This window comes from Streptomyces sp. NPDC058632, assembly GCF_042717095.1.
Lineage (GTDB): Bacteria > Actinomycetota > Actinomycetes > Streptomycetales > Streptomycetaceae > Streptomyces.
On the sequence record NZ_JBHXQZ010000009.1, the window covers coordinates 76,778 to 95,939 of the forward strand.

Annotated in this window: 15 protein-coding genes; 10 read left to right on the plus strand and 5 right to left on the minus strand. The window is 69.6% G+C overall.

Annotated features, from left to right (window positions below):
• Positions 1–739 precede the first annotated feature (739 nt).
• Positions 740–1,960, plus strand: coding sequence for a metallophosphoesterase (locus tag ACFWVE_RS05995; protein WP_384008656.1), 1,221 nt, complete (start codon positions 740–742; stop codon positions 1,958–1,960).
• A 30-nt stretch (positions 1,961–1,990) separates the two neighbouring features.
• Positions 1,991–2,404: a hypothetical protein gene (locus ACFWVE_RS06000; RefSeq protein WP_384008658.1), complete on the plus strand. Its 414-nt coding sequence runs from the start codon at positions 1,991–1,993 to the stop codon at positions 2,402–2,404.
• Positions 2,405–2,721: 317 nt separating this feature from the next.
• Here ACFWVE_RS06000 and ACFWVE_RS06005 read toward each other — a convergent pair whose 3' ends face one another.
• The 3 genes from ACFWVE_RS06005 to ACFWVE_RS06015 form a co-directional block, all read right to left on the minus strand.
• Positions 2,722–3,210 carry a GNAT family N-acetyltransferase gene (locus ACFWVE_RS06005; RefSeq protein ID WP_384008660.1) on the minus strand — a complete coding sequence of 163 codons (489 nt, stop codon included), beginning with the start codon at positions 3,208–3,210 and terminating at the stop codon, positions 2,722–2,724.
• 551 nt (positions 3,211–3,761) lie between these two features.
• A complete protein-coding gene (locus ACFWVE_RS06010) occupies positions 3,762–3,890 on the minus strand; it encodes a hypothetical protein (protein WP_384008662.1) in 129 nt (42 codons plus the stop codon).
• Positions 3,891–4,081: 191 nt separating this feature from the next.
• Entirely contained in the window at positions 4,082–4,708 is a 627-nt protein-coding gene (locus ACFWVE_RS06015; protein ID WP_384008664.1) for a class I SAM-dependent methyltransferase, read from the minus strand.
• A gap of 521 nt (positions 4,709–5,229) precedes the next feature.
• Here ACFWVE_RS06015 and ACFWVE_RS06020 point away from each other — a divergent pair.
• The 3 genes from ACFWVE_RS06020 to ACFWVE_RS06030 all read left to right on the plus strand — a co-directional run bounded on the left by ACFWVE_RS06020 (position 5,230) and on the right by ACFWVE_RS06030 (position 9,454).
• On the plus strand, positions 5,230–7,389 hold the full coding sequence (locus ACFWVE_RS06020; protein WP_384008666.1) for a DUF4139 domain-containing protein: 2,160 nt from the start codon (positions 5,230–5,232) through the stop codon (positions 7,387–7,389).
• Positions 7,390–7,395: 6 nt separating this feature from the next.
• On the plus strand, positions 7,396–8,955 hold the full coding sequence (locus ACFWVE_RS06025; RefSeq protein ID WP_384008668.1) for a mucoidy inhibitor MuiA family protein: 1,560 nt from the start codon (positions 7,396–7,398) through the stop codon (positions 8,953–8,955).
• Between the two features lie 265 nt (positions 8,956–9,220).
• Positions 9,221–9,454, plus strand: a complete 234-nt coding sequence (locus ACFWVE_RS06030; RefSeq protein WP_384008670.1) for a DUF5302 domain-containing protein — start codon at positions 9,221–9,223, stop codon at positions 9,452–9,454.
• Positions 9,455–9,886: 432 nt separating this feature from the next.
• Here ACFWVE_RS06030 and ACFWVE_RS06035 read toward each other — a convergent pair whose 3' ends face one another.
• The gene (locus ACFWVE_RS06035; protein ID WP_384008672.1) at positions 9,887–10,561 is read right to left on the minus strand and encodes a TetR/AcrR family transcriptional regulator; all 675 of its coding nucleotides are present in this window, start codon (positions 10,559–10,561) and stop codon (positions 9,887–9,889) included.
• Between the two features lie 114 nt (positions 10,562–10,675).
• Here ACFWVE_RS06035 and ACFWVE_RS06040 point away from each other — a divergent pair, with 114 nt between their 5' ends.
• From ACFWVE_RS06040 to ACFWVE_RS06050, 3 genes are all read left to right on the plus strand, one after another.
• Entirely contained in the window at positions 10,676–11,707 is a 1,032-nt protein-coding gene (locus ACFWVE_RS06040) for an NAD(P)-dependent alcohol dehydrogenase (RefSeq protein WP_384008674.1), read from the plus strand.
• A gap of 520 nt (positions 11,708–12,227) precedes the next feature.
• Entirely contained in the window at positions 12,228–14,579 is a 2,352-nt protein-coding gene (locus ACFWVE_RS06045) for a SpoIIE family protein phosphatase (RefSeq protein ID WP_384008675.1), read from the plus strand.
• Between the two features lie 82 nt (positions 14,580–14,661).
• Complete coding sequence (locus tag ACFWVE_RS06050; protein ID WP_384008677.1) at positions 14,662–15,084, plus strand: STAS domain-containing protein; 423 nt, start codon at positions 14,662–14,664, stop codon at positions 15,082–15,084.
• Here the strand turns inward: ACFWVE_RS06050 and ACFWVE_RS06055 are convergent.
• Entirely contained in the window at positions 15,029–15,256 is a 228-nt protein-coding gene (locus tag ACFWVE_RS06055) for a hypothetical protein (protein WP_384008679.1), read from the minus strand. The two genes, ACFWVE_RS06050 and ACFWVE_RS06055, sit on opposite strands and share 56 nt — an antisense overlap.
• A 102-nt stretch (positions 15,257–15,358) precedes the next feature.
• On the opposite strand from ACFWVE_RS06055, the gene ACFWVE_RS06060 reads away from it, so the two are divergent.
• Both ACFWVE_RS06060 and ACFWVE_RS06065 read left to right on the plus strand, forming a co-directional pair.
• A complete protein-coding gene (locus tag ACFWVE_RS06060; RefSeq protein ID WP_384008681.1) occupies positions 15,359–16,639 on the plus strand; it encodes a tyrosine-type recombinase/integrase in 1,281 nt (426 codons plus the stop codon).
• Positions 16,640–17,100: 461 nt separating this feature from the next.
• Positions 17,101–19,116 carry a tyrosine-type recombinase/integrase gene (locus tag ACFWVE_RS06065; protein ID WP_384008683.1) on the plus strand — a complete coding sequence of 672 codons (2,016 nt, stop codon included), beginning with the start codon at positions 17,101–17,103 and terminating at the stop codon, positions 19,114–19,116.
• Positions 19,117–19,162: the final 46 nt, after the last annotated feature.

Here is a 19,162-nt window from a genome sequence, read left to right on the forward strand (position 1 = left end):
AGCCCCTATGAGCGGGGTCCTGGCTGTAGCCGTCCGAGCAGGTGGAAGACCTCTCGGGCCGCCTCACGGCTCCCGATTTCCAGGCCCGCTTCAGCGGATCGCGGTATCCCGGTGCGTGTCCCTCCCAAAACCACCTCCCCCGCAAAGCGACGACGACGGGGCTGCGGGGCAGGCGGCGTACTGGAGATGGTCGAACTGGGCATGCCCGTTGCCCTTTCCGGGACGATGGCGCGTCGTGTTGCCGGTACCGGGCCGCGGCGGGCGGTCGGAATCGTGAGGACGCCACAACGATCGGCAGGCCCCTATCGGGACACACCCCGCCGGCCCGGCACCGACAACGCACCATCCCCGGCCAACGACCGACACTGCGTGATCGGGACACTTCGGTCAGGAATATCAGGAGTCAGACCGCAGGCCCGGGACAGCACCCACCTGTCCTCCCGCCCGTCACGGCATCCCCACCCAGAAATACTGAGCATTACAGGCACCGGCATGTGGATCTCACCCGGCCCACGACGATGGGCTGTATTCTCCACTGCTTCCGGAGCTTCTACGCCTCACCGTTCGAAGCCGCCGTGGCCCCGGTCAGGAGCAGAGTCACCAACCGCGTGGGCCGGGGGCGAACTCGGAGGCCGCCTCGCCACATGGCGCTGCCCACCATGAGCACCCCGTCCGACCGGCCCGGGACGGCCGGATACAGTGCGCGCGACGGCAGCCTGGTTACTCAAGGAGGGGAAGCGTGACCGACACCAGCGAAACCCGATCCGCCGACAGTGCGGCGCACTCGACTCAGCAGAGCCGACTGCACCGCCTGATGCGCTACCTCCCCCTGATCGCCCCCGTCCTGCTGTGGACCGTGCCCTGCTGGCTGCTGCTGCACACCGGCCAGCACTGGCCGCTCCCTGTCACGCTCGCCGGCACCGCCCTGTTCGCCCTCGGCCTGATCGGTATGCCGCTCGCGATGGTGCGCGGCCACGGCCGACGCCAGCAGGACTGGGCGGCGGTCGTCGGAGACACCCTGCTGGGCACCATCTGGATCCTGTTCACCTGGTCCGTCGTGCTCGGCGTCCCGCTGCGGCTCGCCCTGACCGGCGTCGGCGTCGGCGACGGCCAGGACCGGGCCCGGATCGTCACCTGGGCGGTCCTCGGCGCAGCCACCATGCTGCTCACCTGGGGGTACGCCGAGGCCCGCCGGGTACCAAGGGTACGCCGCCTGGACGTGCAACTTCCGCGCCTGGGAGCCGGGTTGGACGGCACGCGCGTCGTACTCATCACCGACACCCACTACGGTCCACTCGACCGCGCCCGCTGGTCGGCGCGGGTCTGCGAGACGGTCAACACGCTGAAGGCCGACTTGGTCTGCCACACCGGAGACATCGCGGACGGCACGGCCGAACGCCGCCGCGCCCAGGCCGCCCCACTCGGCACCGTGCAGGCCACCCGGGCCCGGGTCTACGTCACCGGCAACCACGAGTACTACAGCGAGGCCCAGGGCTGGGTCGACCTGATGGACGAGCTGGGCTGGGAGCCGCTGCGCAACCGCCATCTGCTGCTCGAACGCGGTGGCGACACCCTCGTGGTCGCCGGCGTGGATGACGTCACGGCCGAGTCCTCCGGCCTCGCCGGCCACGGCGCCCACCTCGCCGGAGCCCTGCGCGGCGCCGACCCCGGCCACCCCGTCCTGCTCCTGGCCCACCAGCCCAAGTTCGTCGACCGGGCGGCAGCCGGCGGCGTCGACCTCCAGCTCTCCGGCCACACCCACGGCGGCCAGATCTGGCCCTTCCACCACCTGGTCCGCATCGACCAGCCCGCCCTCGCCGGCCTCAGCCGCCACGGCACCCGCACCCTCCTCTACACCAGCCGTGGCACCGGCTTCTGGGGCCCGCCCTTCCGCGTCTTCGCCCCGAGCGAGATCACCCTGCTCGTACTCCGCTCCCCGCAGCGGCCCCCCACGCCGTAGCGCTGGGCGGGCCGGCGGTTCCGCCTGCAGATGCCGCAGTGCGCCGGCACCCCGAAGAAGGGCTGCGCATCCTGCAACGCCCTGCGCGTCACCAGCGGCACCACCGCCTTCCAGGAAGAGCAGGCGGCGAGGAAGGGCATCGCACCCCAGACCGTCCGGCCGAACGCCGCCGCGGACTCCCCCACCGGCTACTGCCCCAGCGACCTGCAGTCGGCCTACGGCCCGACCTCCGCCGCCTCCGCCAGCGGCTCCGGCAGGACCATCGCCATCGTCGACGCCTACGACGACCCGAACGCCGAGTCGGACCTGGCCAACACCCACGGCAGTCAGGCTCTGATGCCCCTGTCCGGAGCCTCCCGCCGATCCGCTCCACCGCGGGCCGCACCGACGCCGGTCGGCCAAGCTCCACGGGGCAAGGGCTGTGGCTGCTTCCACTTGCGCTGATGGCCGCACTGGCAAGGCATCACCCCCTACAGCGCTGACGGTGGACTGTGGCCACATCGTCTCGCAGATCAGGATTGTGTGAACTGCGTATTTACGCGGCCGACCTCGATCGTGTGTGGAGCGAGCCGAGGTGTACGCGATTTCGATGGCCCTGGGAGTGCCGGAGGCGAGGGAGTCGCCGGGAGAGGCCGCCGACGCAGGCGATCCCCCCGCCAGGGCAGAGACGACGGCACACACGGAGCGCGCGGCGTCCAGCGGCTCCTGCATGCCGGCCACCATGCAGGCGAAGCCGGCGCCCTGCGAACCGGCGCACCGCGTCATTCCGAAGGAATGCGGAACTCGAATTCGGGACGGTCCCACGGCACGGCGGGCGGGTTCGCGAGCGCGGTCCCGGTCCGCACTGCGCCAACACGGTGGTAGAAGTCCTCGGCGGGAAGATGCGACACGACCTTGACACGGTCGAGCCCGGCGGCACGGGCCTCGGACTGCATGTGCGCAACGAGCAGCCGTCCGATACCACGTCCTTGCGCTTCGTCGGCGACGAACAGCAGGTCGAGCTCCGGTGGAGCGAGGACGAGCGAGTAGAACCCGATGACCCGGCCTCCATGCTCGTCGGCGCCGACGGCCACAAAGGCGCGGTGGGCTTCGATGTAATCAGGACCGACCCGGTAGCCCGCCACTGCGGCTGCGTACTTGCCCTCGTAGGCGCCTGAGCCACGCACGAGCCGCGTGAGCCGTTTGGCATCCCGCGCGACGGCCCTCCGTATCGTGATCGGCCGGCTGACCGGGGAAGTGCGTGAACTCATCGGGAGAGTATTTCGCACCGGGGAGTGCCTTCCTGCGGCGGGTCGGCTGCTCGGGCAGGCGTTCCTGCACCGCTCCCGGGAACCACTCGTGCGCGCGCAACCGATCTCACGCCGAAGCCGCGCCGGAGCGCTTCGGTGCGGCTTCGGCGTCTCACGGCTCCGCGCGGAGGTCCCCGTCGGAGCGGTTTCCGGCGGCCTCGCTGTATCATCCGCTATCACAACAGCCCCTATGAGCGGGGTCCTGACTGTGACTGTCTGACCAGGTGGAAGACCTCCCGGGCCGCACAGCGTTCGGCACTGAGCGGCAGGAGCCCACCGGTCCGCTCGGCCAGCCAGGCGTGGAGCTCCCCCGCACACAGCGCCCGGTCCCGGGCGGACCCGGTCTTCGTCTTGTGCGGCCGGGCCCCCCGTACAGGTCCTCGGCAGCCTTCGTCTCCAGCGCGGCCAGGACGCGCCACCGGGTCGCACTCCTCGACCGCGCCGCCGGCAGGGGCATCGCCATCCTCGACGAGTTCGGCCTCGCCGACGTCGACGTCCTACCGGCTCGGTGCTCATCCTCCTCCCCTCGGCTGCCTCTGGTTGTCCTGCTCCTGTCCCTCCTCGACGGGAAGGGCGACACCGCGGTCGAAGCAGAGGGTGATGGGGTGGTCCGGCGCCGCTGCGGTGACAACGCCGGGCACGACCGCCTCCTCACCGCAGCGTGAACACGGGTCGATCGGGGGCCTCGCGGGCTGCTGGAACGGACCGTCCGTCGGCGTGATCCGCCAGGGAAGATCGTCGAACCAAGTGATCTGCAGCTTCGAGTGGTGGTCCGGGCGACGGCGGTACGGCGCTCAGGCGGTGGGACGGCGCTCAGGCGGTGGGACGGCGCTCAGGCGGTGGGACGGGAATGCACGCTGACGGCATAGCCGCCGCCCGGACGGTAGGGGTCGCCGGCCCAGGTGGCGAAGCGCTGTTGCAGCGTCAGTCCGGCCTCCGTGCACCAGTGGTCGAAATCCGTCAGCGTCACTGTCGGTTCCGGCAGCGGCAGGTGTTCCGCGTCCAGTCCCATGCCGGTGATCAGCAGTCCGCCGGCGCGCAATGCGGCGGCGAGCTGCCGCACAACAGCTGGTTCGGTACCAGGAGCCAGCAGGGGGATGACGTTTCCCGCGGCGAGCGCCAGGTCGAAGCCGGGTTTCAGACCGAGGCTGTCCAGGTGTGCCAAGTCACCGTGGAACCACTCTTGCGTGGGGGCGTCTCGGCGGGCGACGGCGAGCATGGAGGGATCGACGTCCACGCCCGTGCAGAGGTGACCCAGCTCGGCGAGTCGGATCGCGATCCGCCCGGTGCCGCAGCCGGCATCGAGTACCCGGGCGGCAGGTTTCAGCAGCGCGTCGCAGAAGGCGGCCTCGCCGTGGATGTCGTGGCCTGATTCAGCGAGCCGCGCAAACCGTCGGGCGTAGTCCTCTCCGGCTTGTCCGCCTGTCAGTTGCGCCCAGCGGTCGCGTTGGCTGCTCATGGTCTGCGTGCCTTCCGATAATAGGAGGAGGACGGTGCCGTCGCCTTCCCCACCGCCTCCAGCGCGGCGAGCAGCACGACCCTAGTCGCCTTCCAATCCGGGACCAGCGTCCCCTCTGAACGCCAGCAGGTGACCTGGGAGAGCGGACCCAGGCACTCGGGGCTACGGACACGCGGTGAAGCGTGGCGGTGTGCTACCGGAGTGTCCCCCCAGCCGCAAACAAACCATGGCCGGTATGACCGAAATGCACTCTCCCATCGCCTTCGCGCTGGTTGGCGTGGGAGCGCTGGTACCGGAGATCGTCCGGCTCTGCGGAATCCGCGAGGACCCGGCGCGCTTCACCTGGTCGTAATTCCACCTGGCGGTGTCGGCGGCCTTCGCGACGCTCGCCTGATCCCCGTACTCCGCCGACAGCGGCGCGAAGGACCGGGAGTCGGTCATGATGTCCCCGCGACGTCGCGTGCCGTGCCCAACTGCTCCGGCGTAGGCTTCGGGTTCGCACGGACACGGGGACGGATCACATGAAGGCCGAGACGACGCCGCGTTGGGCATCGACCCTCGACGCGGTCATGGTGTACGCGCAGGGTGCGCTCTGCAGCCGCGTGGCCCGGGGCACCGTGCCGCCGAGCGGCCGGGTACGGGTGACAGGACTGCCTCGCGCGATGGATCCGGGCTCGGTGCGGGCCCGCGTCATCGGCGCCTCCGGGGTGCGGAGCACCGAGGTCCGGGTGGAGATCGACGCCGAGCCGCTCGGCACGGGCACGGCCGACGAGTTGCAGCGCGAGGCGGAGCGGCTGCGTGACGAGTGCGCAAAGGCGAAGGGACGCCGGGACCGGCAGCTGAGCCTGATCAAGGAGGTCACGGTTCTGCACCCGGCCCCGCCGGCCCGCAGGCGCGGGGATCCGCACCGCGTCACCCCGGCCGACGCGTGGCTCGAACTCGCTGACTTCGTCGACGAACGGCTGACGGGACTGCACGCCCGTCTCGTCGAGCTGGAGGAGGCGCTGCGTCTGGCCGAACACGAACTGACGGTAGTAACAGACAAGTTGACCCGCGCCTCCACCGACACGCCCTCAACGCACGTACGGACGTCGGTCAACGCGGTGCTGACCCTGGACGGCACCGGTGAGGCAGTGGTGGAGCTCGAGTACATGGTGCCGGGCGCCGTCTGGGTGCCGGCCTACCGTCTCACCCACCGGCAGGGCGAACTCGACGGTCGCCTGGTGCTGCGCGCCTCGGTCGCGCAGCGCACCGGTGAGGACTGGAACGGCGTACGCATCGCCCTGGCCACCGCCGACCTGTGGCGCCATACCGACCTGCCGAAGCTCCGCTCGGTACGGATCGGGCGCCGTCAAGCCGCCCCGGCTCCCTCTGGCTGGCGTGAGCCCCCGGCGGGGCTCGCCGGCCTCTTCACCGGGTACGACGCGGCGGGCCCCCGCCCCGCCTCGGCCCGCACGGGTACGCCCGTTGCCGTCGCTGCCGTGGGCGGGCTGCCGTCCGGTCCCATCGTGGCGCCGCCGGCACCGCAGAGCCACGGCGGGCCGCCTGCCGCGCCCGAGGGCTCTGGCGGCGCGGGCGGCGCTTTCCCCCAGGTCCTCCAGGTCCCCCAGGTCCCCCAGGCCTTCGACGGCGGGATGCACGACCCGGCCCAGCCGGCCCAGTCGCGGACCGGCAGTAGGCCGCGTGCGGGCGGTGGGTTCCCCCCGGCGCCCGCCGTCATGGCGCCTGCGGCTCCGGGCGCGGCCGTGCCGCCACCGCCTGCGCCACCGATGGCCGGTCCTGCGTCTGCCCCGGCGGCGGCCGGTGCGCCGCCACCGCCTCCACGCCCGGGACCGGTGGCCGGTCCGCCACAGCCGAGCGGCGCCGAACTCGACTACGCCGCTCTCGTCCTGACCGGCCCCGACGAGCAGGGTGATCGCCGCGGACGGTTGTTCCCGGAGGCTCCCTTCGACCCGGTGGCGGCCGAATACCGTCGCCGCGCCGAATCAGTGGCCGGGCTGCCCCTGCCCCCATACGCCGTGCGGCCCCGCGAGTCGGCAGGTTCCTTCGACCACCGTTTCGATGCCGTCGCCCGCGCCGACATCCCCTCGGACGGTACCTGGCACACCGTCACCGTGACCGAGATCCCGGTGGAGCTGCACACCGAGTACCTCTGTGTGCCGTCCGTGGAGCAGACCGTGTACGCGACATTGCTGCTGTCCAACGCCACCGACCAGGCGCTGCTGGCCGGCCCGGTGGAGATCACCGTCGACGGCGACTACCTGCTGACCGCCGCGCTGCCCACCCTCGCCCCCGGAGGCGTCCGACGGGTGGGGCTCGGGCCGGCCGAGGGCGTCCAGGTCATCCGCCGCACGAATCTGCGCGAGTCGACCTCCGGCCTGCGCAACAACACCACCGTGCTCGACCACCGCGTCCAGGTGGAACTGGCCAACCGGCTCGCGAAGCCCGTCACCGTCGAGGTCCGCGAGCAGGTACCGGTCACCTCCGATCCGGACGTCCGGATCGAGGAACGGGCCGACTGGACGGCACCCGAGGAGGACGCGGGGCGCGATCACCATGCCCCGGGCACCCGCGTCTGGCGGGTGAGCCTGTCCGCCGGCGGGCGCGCCGCCCTCCACGGCGGCTACGAGATCCGCATCCCGGCCGGCAAGGCCCTGGTCGGCGGCAACCGCAGGAGCTGACACACCATGTCCACGGCGTTGAAGCCGATTCCCCTCCCCGTCACCGCTGTCACCTGTCTGGAGGACCGCGCCCACATCGAGCGCGCCACCGTGCTGGACCTGACAGCCGGAGTCCAGCGGCTGCGTCTCGGGCCGGTCAGTGGGCTGGCCGTCGACCGTACCCTCCACGCCGAGCTGACCGCCAGTCACCCCGCGACCGTGCTCGACGTGCGGATCGTCCGCAGCTGGACGCCGCGCGGGCCACGGCCGTCCACCGACGACTCACCCCTGCGCCTGCGCCTGCACGCACTCGAAGAGGAGCGGTTCGCCCTGGAGCAGCGGCGCGACCGGCTGCACGCCCGTCTCGACCTGCTCGGCCGTCTCGCCGCCGACCTGCTTCGGGAGATCGGCGAAGGCGCCGGCTTCGGGGAGACGGACAGGTCCCGCTGGGCCCGCGAGCTGGACCGGGTGGATGGCGAGCGGGACTCGTACGGTGAGCAACTGCACACCGTGGAGGCCCGGTTGGCCGTCCTCGCCGTCGCGCTCGGGGAAGCCGAGCGAGCCCTGGGCTTCTCCGTGGAAGAGCCTGCCGAGCTGGTCGGCCACATCGAGCTGACCGTGCGGTCCGAAGCCGCCGGGCCGGTCGGGCTGCGGCTGACCCACCTCACCCCGTGTGCGTTGTGGCGGCCCGCCTACCGGGCCGTGCTCGACGGGGACTCGCTGACGCTGGAGACCGATGTGATGGTCTGGCAGCGCACCGGCGAGGACTGGTCGGACGTACGACTGACGTTCTCGACGGCCAGGTCGGCGATGGCCACCGAGCCGCCGCGGCTGCGGGAGGACCGGCTGACGCTGAAGGAGCGCTCCGCGGCCGAGCGGCGCGCTGTCGACGTCGAGATGCGCGAGCAGGACGTCGCAGAGCTCGGCCCGGCCCCGGTGCTCGGCCTCCCCGGCGTGGACGACGGCGGCGAGGCGCGCGTGCTGCACGCGTCCGCGTCCGTCTCCCTGCCGTCGGACGGCCGCGCCCACCGGGTGCCGCTGTCCGTCTTCAGCACGGCCGTGAGCAGTGAGTACGCCTGCTCACCCGAACTGTCCCCCTTGGTCACGCAGGTGGTGCGGTGCGACAACGCGTCCGGTCACGCACTGCTCGCCGGGCCCGTGGACCTGGTCCGCGACAGGGGATTCAGCGGCCGCGGCACACTGGACTTCACCGCACCCGGCGCCCCCCTCCGACTCGCCTTCGGCAGCTGCGACGACTACCGGGTGGTGCGGCAGGCCGAGGAGTCCCGCGACACCACCGGGATCGCCCAGCGGACCGTGGTCACCCGCACGGTTCACCTGCACCTGTCCCGGTTCTCCGCCCCCGGGGAACAGGACCGACGGATGGTCGTCCTGCGGGAGCGGATCCCGGTCTCCGAGATCTCGGCGGTGGAGGTACGGCTGCGCGAGGAGGCATGCTCCCCGCCGCCCGACGTGGTCGACGCCGAAGGCATCGTCCGCTGGGACATTCCCCTTCCGCCCGGCGGCAGGCGCACGGTCACGCTGGTCTACGAGCTGTCGGCGAGCGCCAAGGTCGCCGGGCTCTGAGCGGATCCAGCCGCCCGTGGATCACTTGGCCGGGCCGCTCGGTCAACGGGCGTACCGGACGCCCAGTCAGGGCGCACGGTTGGCGATGAGCCCGGGCGGGGTGTGCACCGCGTCCGCCCTGACATGGTTCTCGTAACGGACGTTCAGCGCGAAATCGCGCGGTGGGTGACCGCACACCGCTGTCGGCGATCACGGCGTTGATTCGGGTTCGGGGTGTTGGCGTGGCAGGCTGTGCCTTCTTACTGTCCGATCCCAGGAGGTCATCATGACTGGCGAGTCTTCATCGCACGCAGGTCCGGAGCCGGTCGAGTCCGAGAGCTCTCCTCTCACACCCGAGGAGGAGGGCAACGACGACCTCAAGCGCAAGTTCCGTGAGGCTCTGGAGCGTAAGCGCGGCGAGCAGGTGCAGGGTGCCGCGCACGCGGACGCGTCGAAGATCCGCGGCACGCACGGTCCGGCCGCGAGCCAGCGGTCGTTTCGGCGTAAGAGTGGCGGCTGATTGTCGCGCCGACGCCCTGAGGCCCGCCGCTGCACCCTGCTGGGCGCCGTCGGTGTCGACGGCAGCCCGGCGCAACACCTGTCAACGCGTCCCACCGGCACTCCGGTCACACTGCCCGTGACGGCGGCAGGGAGCGGTTCGAGCTGACCGCCGTCCTGCTCCACGACGGCACCTGCGCTGCCGGGCCGGTCGACCGGTACGCGTAGAGGACGCCGACAGCACGGCGAGGAAGATCAGCGCAACTGGTGCTGGTTTCCTCGCCGTTTGTGACTGAGCTGAGCACTTCAGTTGGCCATGTGGGCGTCACAGTTGGCCATCACGTGATCCGCTCGGCCCGGGTCGGGCACCCGGCCGCGGGGTGGCCCCGGCTCATCCGGTCGCACCAGTTCGACAGGATTGCGAAGCGGATGCGGCGGGTACGCCGCTGGCTCGTCAGCCCGCCGCTCGCTGAAGGCCGTCGAGGACGAGGTCCAGTCCAAATTCGAACTCGTCGCCGTAGGAGTACCCGGGACGCATGACGTGAGCGGTCGCCATCTCGGTCAGGTACGGGTACTCACCATCGCCGAAACCGCTCATGATGGAATCCGCCAGTTCGGCGGTCTCCTCCGGGGAGTCAAAGGGCAGGGTCTTCTCCTGCAGGGCGAACCCGTAGACGTAGCTGTCGAGGACCGAGACGGCGTGGGCAGTCAGGGTGAGGGAGAACCCGCCCTGACGCAGGCAGCCGAGAACGGTGTCGTGGTGACGCAGAGTGGCCGGTCCCGGGGTGGACCGTGACTCCATCAGCCCGATGGCCCAGCGGTGGCGGGACAGCGCGAGGCGCATGGAGATTGCCCGGTGCCGCATCGCCTGTCGCCAGTCGGCACCTGGAGTGGACAGTTCGACCTCACCGAACACCAGGTCAACCATGCCGTCGATCAGGTCCTCCTTGTTGGCCACGTGGTTGTACAAGGACATCGCCTCGACTCCGACGGCCTCGCCGAGCTTGCGCATGCTGAGCGTCTCCATGCCGCCGGCGTCGGCGAGTTCGACGGCGGCGAGCAGCACCCGCCGCCGGGTGAGCGTCTCGCGGGCCGGCTGCCGGACGGTACGTCGGGTCACGGTGGACATCCCTTCCCCTCCTGGTCTCCGAGCATTGACGAGCTTACGCCGTAAGTGCTGTACTTACGGCGTAAGTCTTGCTTACGCCGTAAGCATGCGGGAGACGGAACGGGAGCAACGACGATGCGGAACACGAGCGAGCCGATCGCAACCACCGGCGGGACCAAGACGATGGCGGCCGTCGTACAGGAGCGATACGGCGCCGAGCCGGAAGCCGTACTGCGCACGGCGCGGCTCACCCGGCCCGGCATCGGGCCGACCGAAATACTGGTACGTGTGCGCGCCTCCAGCGTGGACCGGGGCACCTGGCACATGATGGCCGGTCTGCCGTACGCGATCCGGCCCGTGAGCGGGATGCGCAGGCCGAAGCTCCCCAACCCCGGCCGCAACATCGCCGGTGTCGTCGAGGCGGTCGGCCCCGAAGTGACCGGCTTCACGCCCGGCGATGAGGTCTACGGCACGGCCGTGGCCGCGTTCGCCGAGTACGCCGCCACCCGTCCCGGCAGGATCGCTCCCAAGCCGCCCGGACTCACCTTCGAGGAGGCGGCGACGGTACCCGTGAGCGCGCTCACCGCACTCCAGGCGGTTCGCGACAGGGCCAAGGTCCAGGAGGGCCAGCAGGTCCTGATCACTGGGGCCGCCGGCGGCGTGGGCACCTTCGCCGTCCAACTCGCCCACGCTTTCGGCGCCCGGGTCACGGCCGTCGCGAGCACCCCCAAGCTCGACGCCGTACGAGCGCTGGGCGCCGACCACGTGATCGACTACACGCGCGACGACTTCCTTGCCGGCCCGCGACGCTACGACGCCATCATCGACATCGCGGGCAACCGCGGTCTGCGGGATCTGCGCCGCGCCCTCACGCCCCGCGGCAGGCTGGTCATCACCGGCGGCGAGACGAACGGCCCCTGGCTCGGCGGCACCGACCGGCAGCTCCGCGCCCAGATGCTGTCCCCGTTCACCGGCCAGCACCTGGGCACCTTTATTTCCTCCGAGCACGCCGATGGGCTGCGCGACCTGACCGTTCTCATCGACAAGGGCACGCTCAGCCCCGTCGTGGACCGCGTCTACCCACTCGCGGAGACCGCCGCTGCCGTCCGACACCTTCTCGACGGCCGCGCCACGGGCAAGGTGGCGCTTGCCCTGCCCGCAGAGTGACGCCGCAGGCCGAGCCGGCAACGCCCCGTCCACCAGCAGATCCTGGAAATCGCCATGTCCGGCGGCCGACTGTCCCGCATACCCGACAGCGGCAAGGCGGCCACAACCGGCCGCTGAGCGCAGAGCGGCCGACTGAAGCCGGCCCGCCGACGAGCAGCTCGACGCGCTGCGGGACCCGGCGGCACTGGTCATGGAAGAACAATGCCGGCGGCGAGGTGTGCGACCTGTTCCCGCTGGACGACGACCGCTGGGGCTCTTCATCGGCGATGTCTGTCGACGACGCCCTCGCCGCGCTACTGAGAGCGGCCCGCACCGCATCCGAAGCGGCCGGACACTGGGGCGGGAGCACGGATCGGGACGAACCAGAATCGGCTGGGGGTTAATCTGTGGTGTCCATGGTCCTGCTGTCATCCATGGCCTACCCCCTCTTCAGTTATTCGAGGTGTGACACAGCGTGCAGGAGGTTCGGTTCGACCTGTCGGCTTTCGGTCTCAGTGAAACAGCCCGATGCAGTGCCCGGTTGCGGAAGGCCGTCAGCGGTGCGCCGTCACCGGACGCGGCGGCACAGACGGTCGCCGACTTCTTCTACGACAGCCTGGTCGACGGGCAGGACGGACGCGCCTGCCGCGCGGTGAGCGTCTTCCTCGCCGGGCCGTGGGACGCCGTCACCGCGGCGCCTGAGCACGCGCGGCGTCTGATCCTGGCTGGATTCCGTGGCCCGTACGTCCGCTGGCCCGGCGCGGAGGGTTCCGGTCCGGTGCACCTGCCGCTGCCGTCGTCCGGCGCCGCCCGCGAGACACCGTCGGTGCACCGGCTGCTCGAGGGCCTGGGAGTCACGACCGGGGACGCGGACGGCGCTGTGCCACCGGAAGACGACGTCGAGGTCGTGCACCTGTGCGGCAGCCAGGTGGACAGACTGGAGGAACTCCTCCCGGGGCAGGGCGTCCGTTCCGCCCTGGCCTTCGGGGGAACCCTGTCGCCGGGCGAGCGGTTCGTGGTGGTGCTGTTCTCCGGCGTTCCGCTGTCCGCCGAGGTCGTCACGCTCTTCCGCACCGTTACCGGCAGCACGCGCCTGGCGCTGCTGTCCACCGGCCGGCCGTCGCCCACCGTGGAGGCCGACGCGGCTCACACCCTCCTGGAGAGCATGGAAAGTGTGGTGGGCCGGCAGGCCGCGCACCTGCAGACGGTGGTGGCTCAGCTGCGCTCCGCCTCGACGGAACTGCGCCGGTCGCAGAAGGAGCTGGAGCAGCGGGAGCGGGAACTGCGCGAGGAGGCGGCGATCGTCGAGCTGCTGCAGGAAGTCGGCAGCGTCCTGGCCGCGGAACTCGACCTCGACGCGCTGGTCCAGCACGCGGTCGACGCCGCCACCCGCCTCGCCGGGGCGGCGTTCGGCGCCTTCTTCTACAACGTCCTGGGCGAGACCGGAGAGTCGTACCTGCTTTACGTGATCTCCGGTGTCGACCGGTCGGCCTTCGACAAGTTCCCCATGCCGCGCAACACCCAGGTGTTCGAGCAGACCTTCCGGGGCCTTGGTGTGATGCGGTCCGACGACATCACCACGGATCCGCGCTACGGTCACAACGCGCCTCACCACGGTATGCCGGAAGGGCACCTGCCGGTGCGGAGCTATCTGGCCGTTCCGGTGATGTCCCGGGGGACGGTGCTCGGCGGGTTCTTCTTCGGGCATCCCGAGCGGGGCATCTTCACGGAGCGACACGAACGCCTGGTCACCGGTGTAGCCGCGCAGACCGCCGTGGCGCTGCAGAACGCGCAGACGTACCGCCAGGAGCGGGAAGCGGCCACCGAGCTGCAACGCCACCTGCTGCCGGCCCTGCCGCACGTCGACGGGATCGCCAGCACGTCACGGTACCTGCCCGCCGCACGGGATCGCGGCGCCGGCGGTGACTGGGTGGACCTCATACCACTCCCGGACGGTGAAGTGGCGCTGGTCGTCGGTGACGTGATGGGCAAGGGCGTCAGGGCAGCAGCGGTCATGGGCCAGATCCGCACCGCCTGTCGGGCCTACGCACAGCTCGGTCTCGCCCCCGCCGACGTGCTGGAACAGCTGACCGTCCTGGTGGACGACATCGCTCCCGGCTCCGTCACCACCTGCGTGTACGCCGTGCTCGACCCTCGTCGGGACCGGCTGCGCACGGCCGTCGCCGGGCACTTGCCACCGGCCCGGCGCGACCCGGGAGGCAATGTGAGGTTCCTGGACGAGGAGGTGGGGCCGCCGTTGGGAGTGGGCAGGCGCCGTTATGCGGAGCAGGAGGTCTCTCTGCCGCCCGGATCGCGGCTGCTGCTGTTCACCGACGGCCTGGTCGAACGCCGCGGCCGCCCCATCGACGACGGACTGCGGCACCTGCGGGAGCTGCTGGCCGGACCTGTGGGCGAGATCGAGGCGGACTGCGACTCCTGGCTGGATGCCCTGGCCGGAGGTCAGCACGACGACGACATCGCCATGCTGTACCTGCACCGGCCCGAGGACGCCTCGCACCAGGTGGTGGCGGTCGCGCGTGACTACGCCCCGGTCTCCAGCGCGGTCCCCGACGCGCGCGACCTGGTCTCCAAGGTCATGCGCGAGTGGGGCCTGCGGCATCTGGTGAACGACATGATGTTGATCGCGGACGAGATGGTCGCCAACGCCGTCCGCCACGCCAGGACACCGCTACGCGTCGAGCTGCGGCGAGCCGGCGAACGCGTCGTCCTGGAGGTGACGGACAGCAGTGCCGAGGAGCCTCGTCTCATCGTTTCCCATCCCGGGGAGTTCGGGCACCGGGGCATATTCCTGGTCGACGCCATCGCGACACGATGGGGCACCCGCTGGATCGACGGAGGAAAAGTCGTGTGGGCGGAGGTCAAGACCTCATGACCACGTACCCCGGTCGGCTCCTCGACCGGCATCAGGACAACCAGCCCACCCGTTCCCCCCGGATACAGGAGAGCCGCCCCCGATGACTCCTTCCCCCGACCCCGAGGCGCACATGCCCACCGACAACTCACCACCGGTCGACGCCAACAGTCTTCTCCCCACCGGCCCGACACTGACCCTCGCATCACACCGCGGCCCACGACACGCGGTCGTCGCCGTGGACGGTCCCATCGACTACCACACCGCGCCCCAGTTGCTGGGACATCTCACCACCGCGGAGATGCAGAACGTCCCACTGCTGATCCTGGACCTCACCCACGTGGACTTCTGCGACTCCAGCGCGCTGGGAGCCTTCGTCGACATCCACCGCCGCCGTTCGGACGCCGGGCACCGATTCGCGTTGACCGGTGTCCAACCGGAGGTCAGACGCATCCTCGAACTCACCCGTCTCACGTCCGTCCTGCCACTGCACGAGACGGTCGAGGACGTGCTCTCCGAAGACTGACCAGCTCACCCGCCGGACGCCGGCTCATCCGCGTGATCATCGGCCACCGGATCATCGTCTCGCTGGTGGCGGGCAGGGTCTCGTAGTCCCGGGCCGGACGGCGGGAGTTCATCAGCCATGCGAACGTGCGCTCTGCCACCCACCGCCTCGGCAGCACCACGAACCCCGTCATGTCGTCGGTGCGTTTGACGATCTGCAGGGTCGGGGCGAACCGTTGACTGAACTAACTCCAACATTTTCGCAGGTCAGATAGCCTTTCTGCTAGCTTCCGTGGATGCTTGGACGTGAACCCGAGAGGGAGTTAGCAAGCTTCGTGCTGCCCGAGGCCGGACAGCTGGCGGAGACAGGAGATCGATGGAGACCGTTTGTCCTCCTGGACGCGGACGGTGTCGAGATCGAACCCGTGGCCGCCTTCTTCGCGGAGCTGCTGGCTTGTGACAAGTCAGCAGCCACGATCCGGTCATACGGAATGGATCTGCTGCGTTGGTGGCGCTTCCTGTGGGGCTGGGGGATTGCCTGGGATCGTGCAGCCCGGTCGGACGCTCGGGACTTCGCCCGCTGGATGCAGATCGCGAACAAGTCCGCACCGCTGTACTGGCGCCATCGACGGGCCATCCAGACGGAGACAACACCAAAGCCAGTACGAGAGCATCTGCCGCCCGGAGCCCCTAATCCGATCACAGGGAAGTCGTCCCCAGGGCCGAGATACGCGCCGACAACGCGAGCGCACTGCGAGACCGTCCTGCGGGCCTTCTACGACTTCCACCTCTCCGAGGGAACCGGCCCGATCCTGAACCCGTTTCCACTGGATCGCTCCCGGCGCCATGGCAGGGCACACGCTCACCACAACCCTGACGAGCGGTTTCGCCACGAACGACAGGGCCGCTACCGGCCGGCCATCCCCAAGCGAGCGCCTCGGCGGATCCCCGACGCGATGTTCAACGCGCTCTTCGCCGCGCTGAAGCACGACCGTGATCGAGCTCTGCTGGCCTTCTGGGTTTCCAACGGGGCTCGTGCTGAGGAACTGCTCACCAGTCGGCAACGCGACGCGCTGCCCGGCCAACAGGTCCTGGGGGTGGTCCGCAAGGGGAGCCGGGCCTATCAACAACTTCCCTGCTCAGCAGACGCTTTCGTCTGGCTACGGCTCTATCAGGAGAGCGTCTGGCGGGCTGGGGTCCCCCGCGGACAGAACGAGGGGCTGTGGTGGACGCTACGCCGCCCATGGCGTCCCCTGAACTATCCGGCGGCCCGTGCGATGTTCAACCGGGCCAACAGCTTGCTCGGTACAAACTGGACTCTCCACGATCTTCGACACACCGCCGCCTATCGGCTGGCGAGAGATCCGAAGATGCCGCTGACCGACGTGCAGTGGGTGCTCGGCCATGCACACCTGTCGACGACACAGCTCTATCTTCCGGCCGACCGGGACGAGGTGATCGAACACGTTCGGGCACACCATGCCCGACGGGCCAAGTCCGCCGAGCGGGTTCCACCGCCACCGGCGGCCGGTTACAACGCTGAATCCCTCAACAACCTCTTCGGGACTGCCTGGTGACACCTGCAGAGACGATGTCCGTCGCGACGCATGTCGCACCTCCCACGTCCCTGAGCCTGGCCGGAGAAGCATTGAGGGCCGTCGCCCTGCGCTTCCCGCCCAGACCTGCCGAGGACGACTGGGCGGCCACGGCAGGCACGCAGGCCGACATCCTGGCTCGTCTGCAGCAGCCTCCCTTGCGGCCGGCGGACGTGAGGCACCACCGAGCCCGCATCCGCGGGGCTCGCCAAATCTTGCAGTGGCTGGACACCTTCCCCGGGGCCACCTGGCAGCAGCGGTGGAACGCCAGCCCCGCCAGCACACGTCCTGGCAACGACTGGGCGCGGTTGGCACCCGGCTGGATCGGAACCGCCGCGGGCCCCTCGCAACGGCAGACCTTGTCCGGCGGGCTACTGAGTTTGATCTGTGCAGACGTCATCAGGCCAGCCCTCCCCTGGCTGCTTTCGCGAACCTCCGCCAACATGACCAGCCTGCGGATCGGGCTCATCCCTACCCGTGACCCGGAAGGATTCTCCCAGCTTGAAGCGATGATCGAACCTGCTACGTGGTCCTCCAACGTCGGGCGCCATGCCCTGCACGCGCTGGTCAAGATCGTTGCCGCCAAGGGCGGCACCTTGGCCGACATCACCGTCGGCGACGCCGTGGAGTATCTCGCCGCGCTCAAAGCAGCGAACGACAAATCCCGCGGCTACACCCTCTTCTATGCCTGGCTGAGGGAGTTGGGCACCCTCCCTGCAGAAGCACCCAGCTCGCTGCGCTACCTGGCCAACACCAGCGGGCAGGTATCGATGGAACAGCTCATCGACCGGTTCGGCGTCCGCTGCCGCCCCATCAGAGATCTTTTGGTGGACTACCTCAAAGAGCGGCAGCCCGGTCTCGACTACACGTCCCTGAACAATTTGTCCCGGCACTTGGCCAGCAACTTCTGGGGCGACCTGGAACAGCATCATCCGGGAATCGACTCTCTCCACCTGGCACCCGAGGTGAGCGCGGCCTGGAAGCAGAGATGCCGGACCCGCATCGAACGGCGCCGCCAGCCCGACGGCACAGTGCGTGAAGTGGTGACCGCGCGCGTCAACGTCGCCAGCATCATGATCTCTGTGCGGGCGTTCTATCTCGACATTGGCCAGTGGGCCATTGACGAGCCGGCGCGCTGGGGGCCTTGGGCTGTGCCGAGTCCGATCAAGGACGCGGATGTTGCCGTCGTGAAGGACAACAAGCGGCGCAAAGCTCGGATGGACCACCGGACGCGGGAACGGCTTCCTGCTCTGCCTGCCGTCGCCCGAGCGGCTTCATCATGCCTGAACGAGGCCAAAGCCCGACTCCAGGCGCTGATGGACACCCCACCCGGCGACCATTTCACCTTCGCGGGCGATACCTTCGCGCGAGCAGCGAAGGACGGAACGACCTGGGCGGTGAACATGGCCACCGGCCGGCGCATCGACCTGGCCCTCGCGGAAAGCCGCGCGTTCTGGGCCTGGGCAATGGTCGAGTTTCTTCAGCACACCGGGGTCCGCATCGAGGAAATGCTGGAGGCCAGCCATCACAGCCTGATCCAATACAGGCTGCCCACGACCGGCGAGATCGTCCCCCTCCTGCAGATCGCGCCCTCCAAAACCGACGAGGAACGAGTCATCCTGGTCAGCCCAGAACTCGCCGACGTACTGAGCGCGATCATCGCCCGTATTCGCGACCCGCGCACCGGTGCCGTCCCCTACGTCTCCAGCTATGACATGGCTGAGAAGACCTGGAACCCGCAGATGCCACTGCTCTTCCAGTGGCGCCGCAGCGGCGAGAGCTCCCGCCTCTCCCCGAAGTTCTTGCGCGAAGCGCTCCAAGAAGTACTGGCGTCCACGAACCTCACCGACTCGGCCGGACAGCCCTTGGATTTCTCGCCCCATGACTTCCGGCGGATCTTCATCACCGACGCCATCCGCAGCGGCCTTCCCCCGCACATCGCGCAGGTCATCGCCGGGCACACCAACATCAACACGACCATGGGGTACAACGCCATCTACCCCAGCGAGGCGATCGAGGCGCATCGCGCGTTCATCGCGCGGCGCCGAGCGCTGCGTCCCAGCGAGGAGTACCGAACCCCAACCAACGAGGAGTGGGACGCCTTCCTCGGGCATTTCGAGCGACGCAAACTGTCCATCGGGATCTGCGCTCGCGCATTCGGCACTCCATGCATCCACGAACATGCTTGTATTCGATGCTCCATGCTCCGAGCGGATCCGGCTCAGAGACACCGCCTCGTCGAGATTCGCGACAACCTGATCGCCCGAATCACCGAAGCCGAACAGGAGGGATGGCTCGGTGAGATCGAAGGACTCCAAGTCAGCCTCGCCAGCGCAGAGGAGAAGCTCACCCAGCTCGATGCAGAGCATGTCCGTCAACGCCAAGTGATCGATCTCGGCATGCCGCGCTTCAGCCAGATCGCGACACGAATCAGTACGGCAAGAGGACCTTCAAGTTAGTCGAGCCTCATCCACGCGGATGATCTACACCACCCTGATCCAGGCC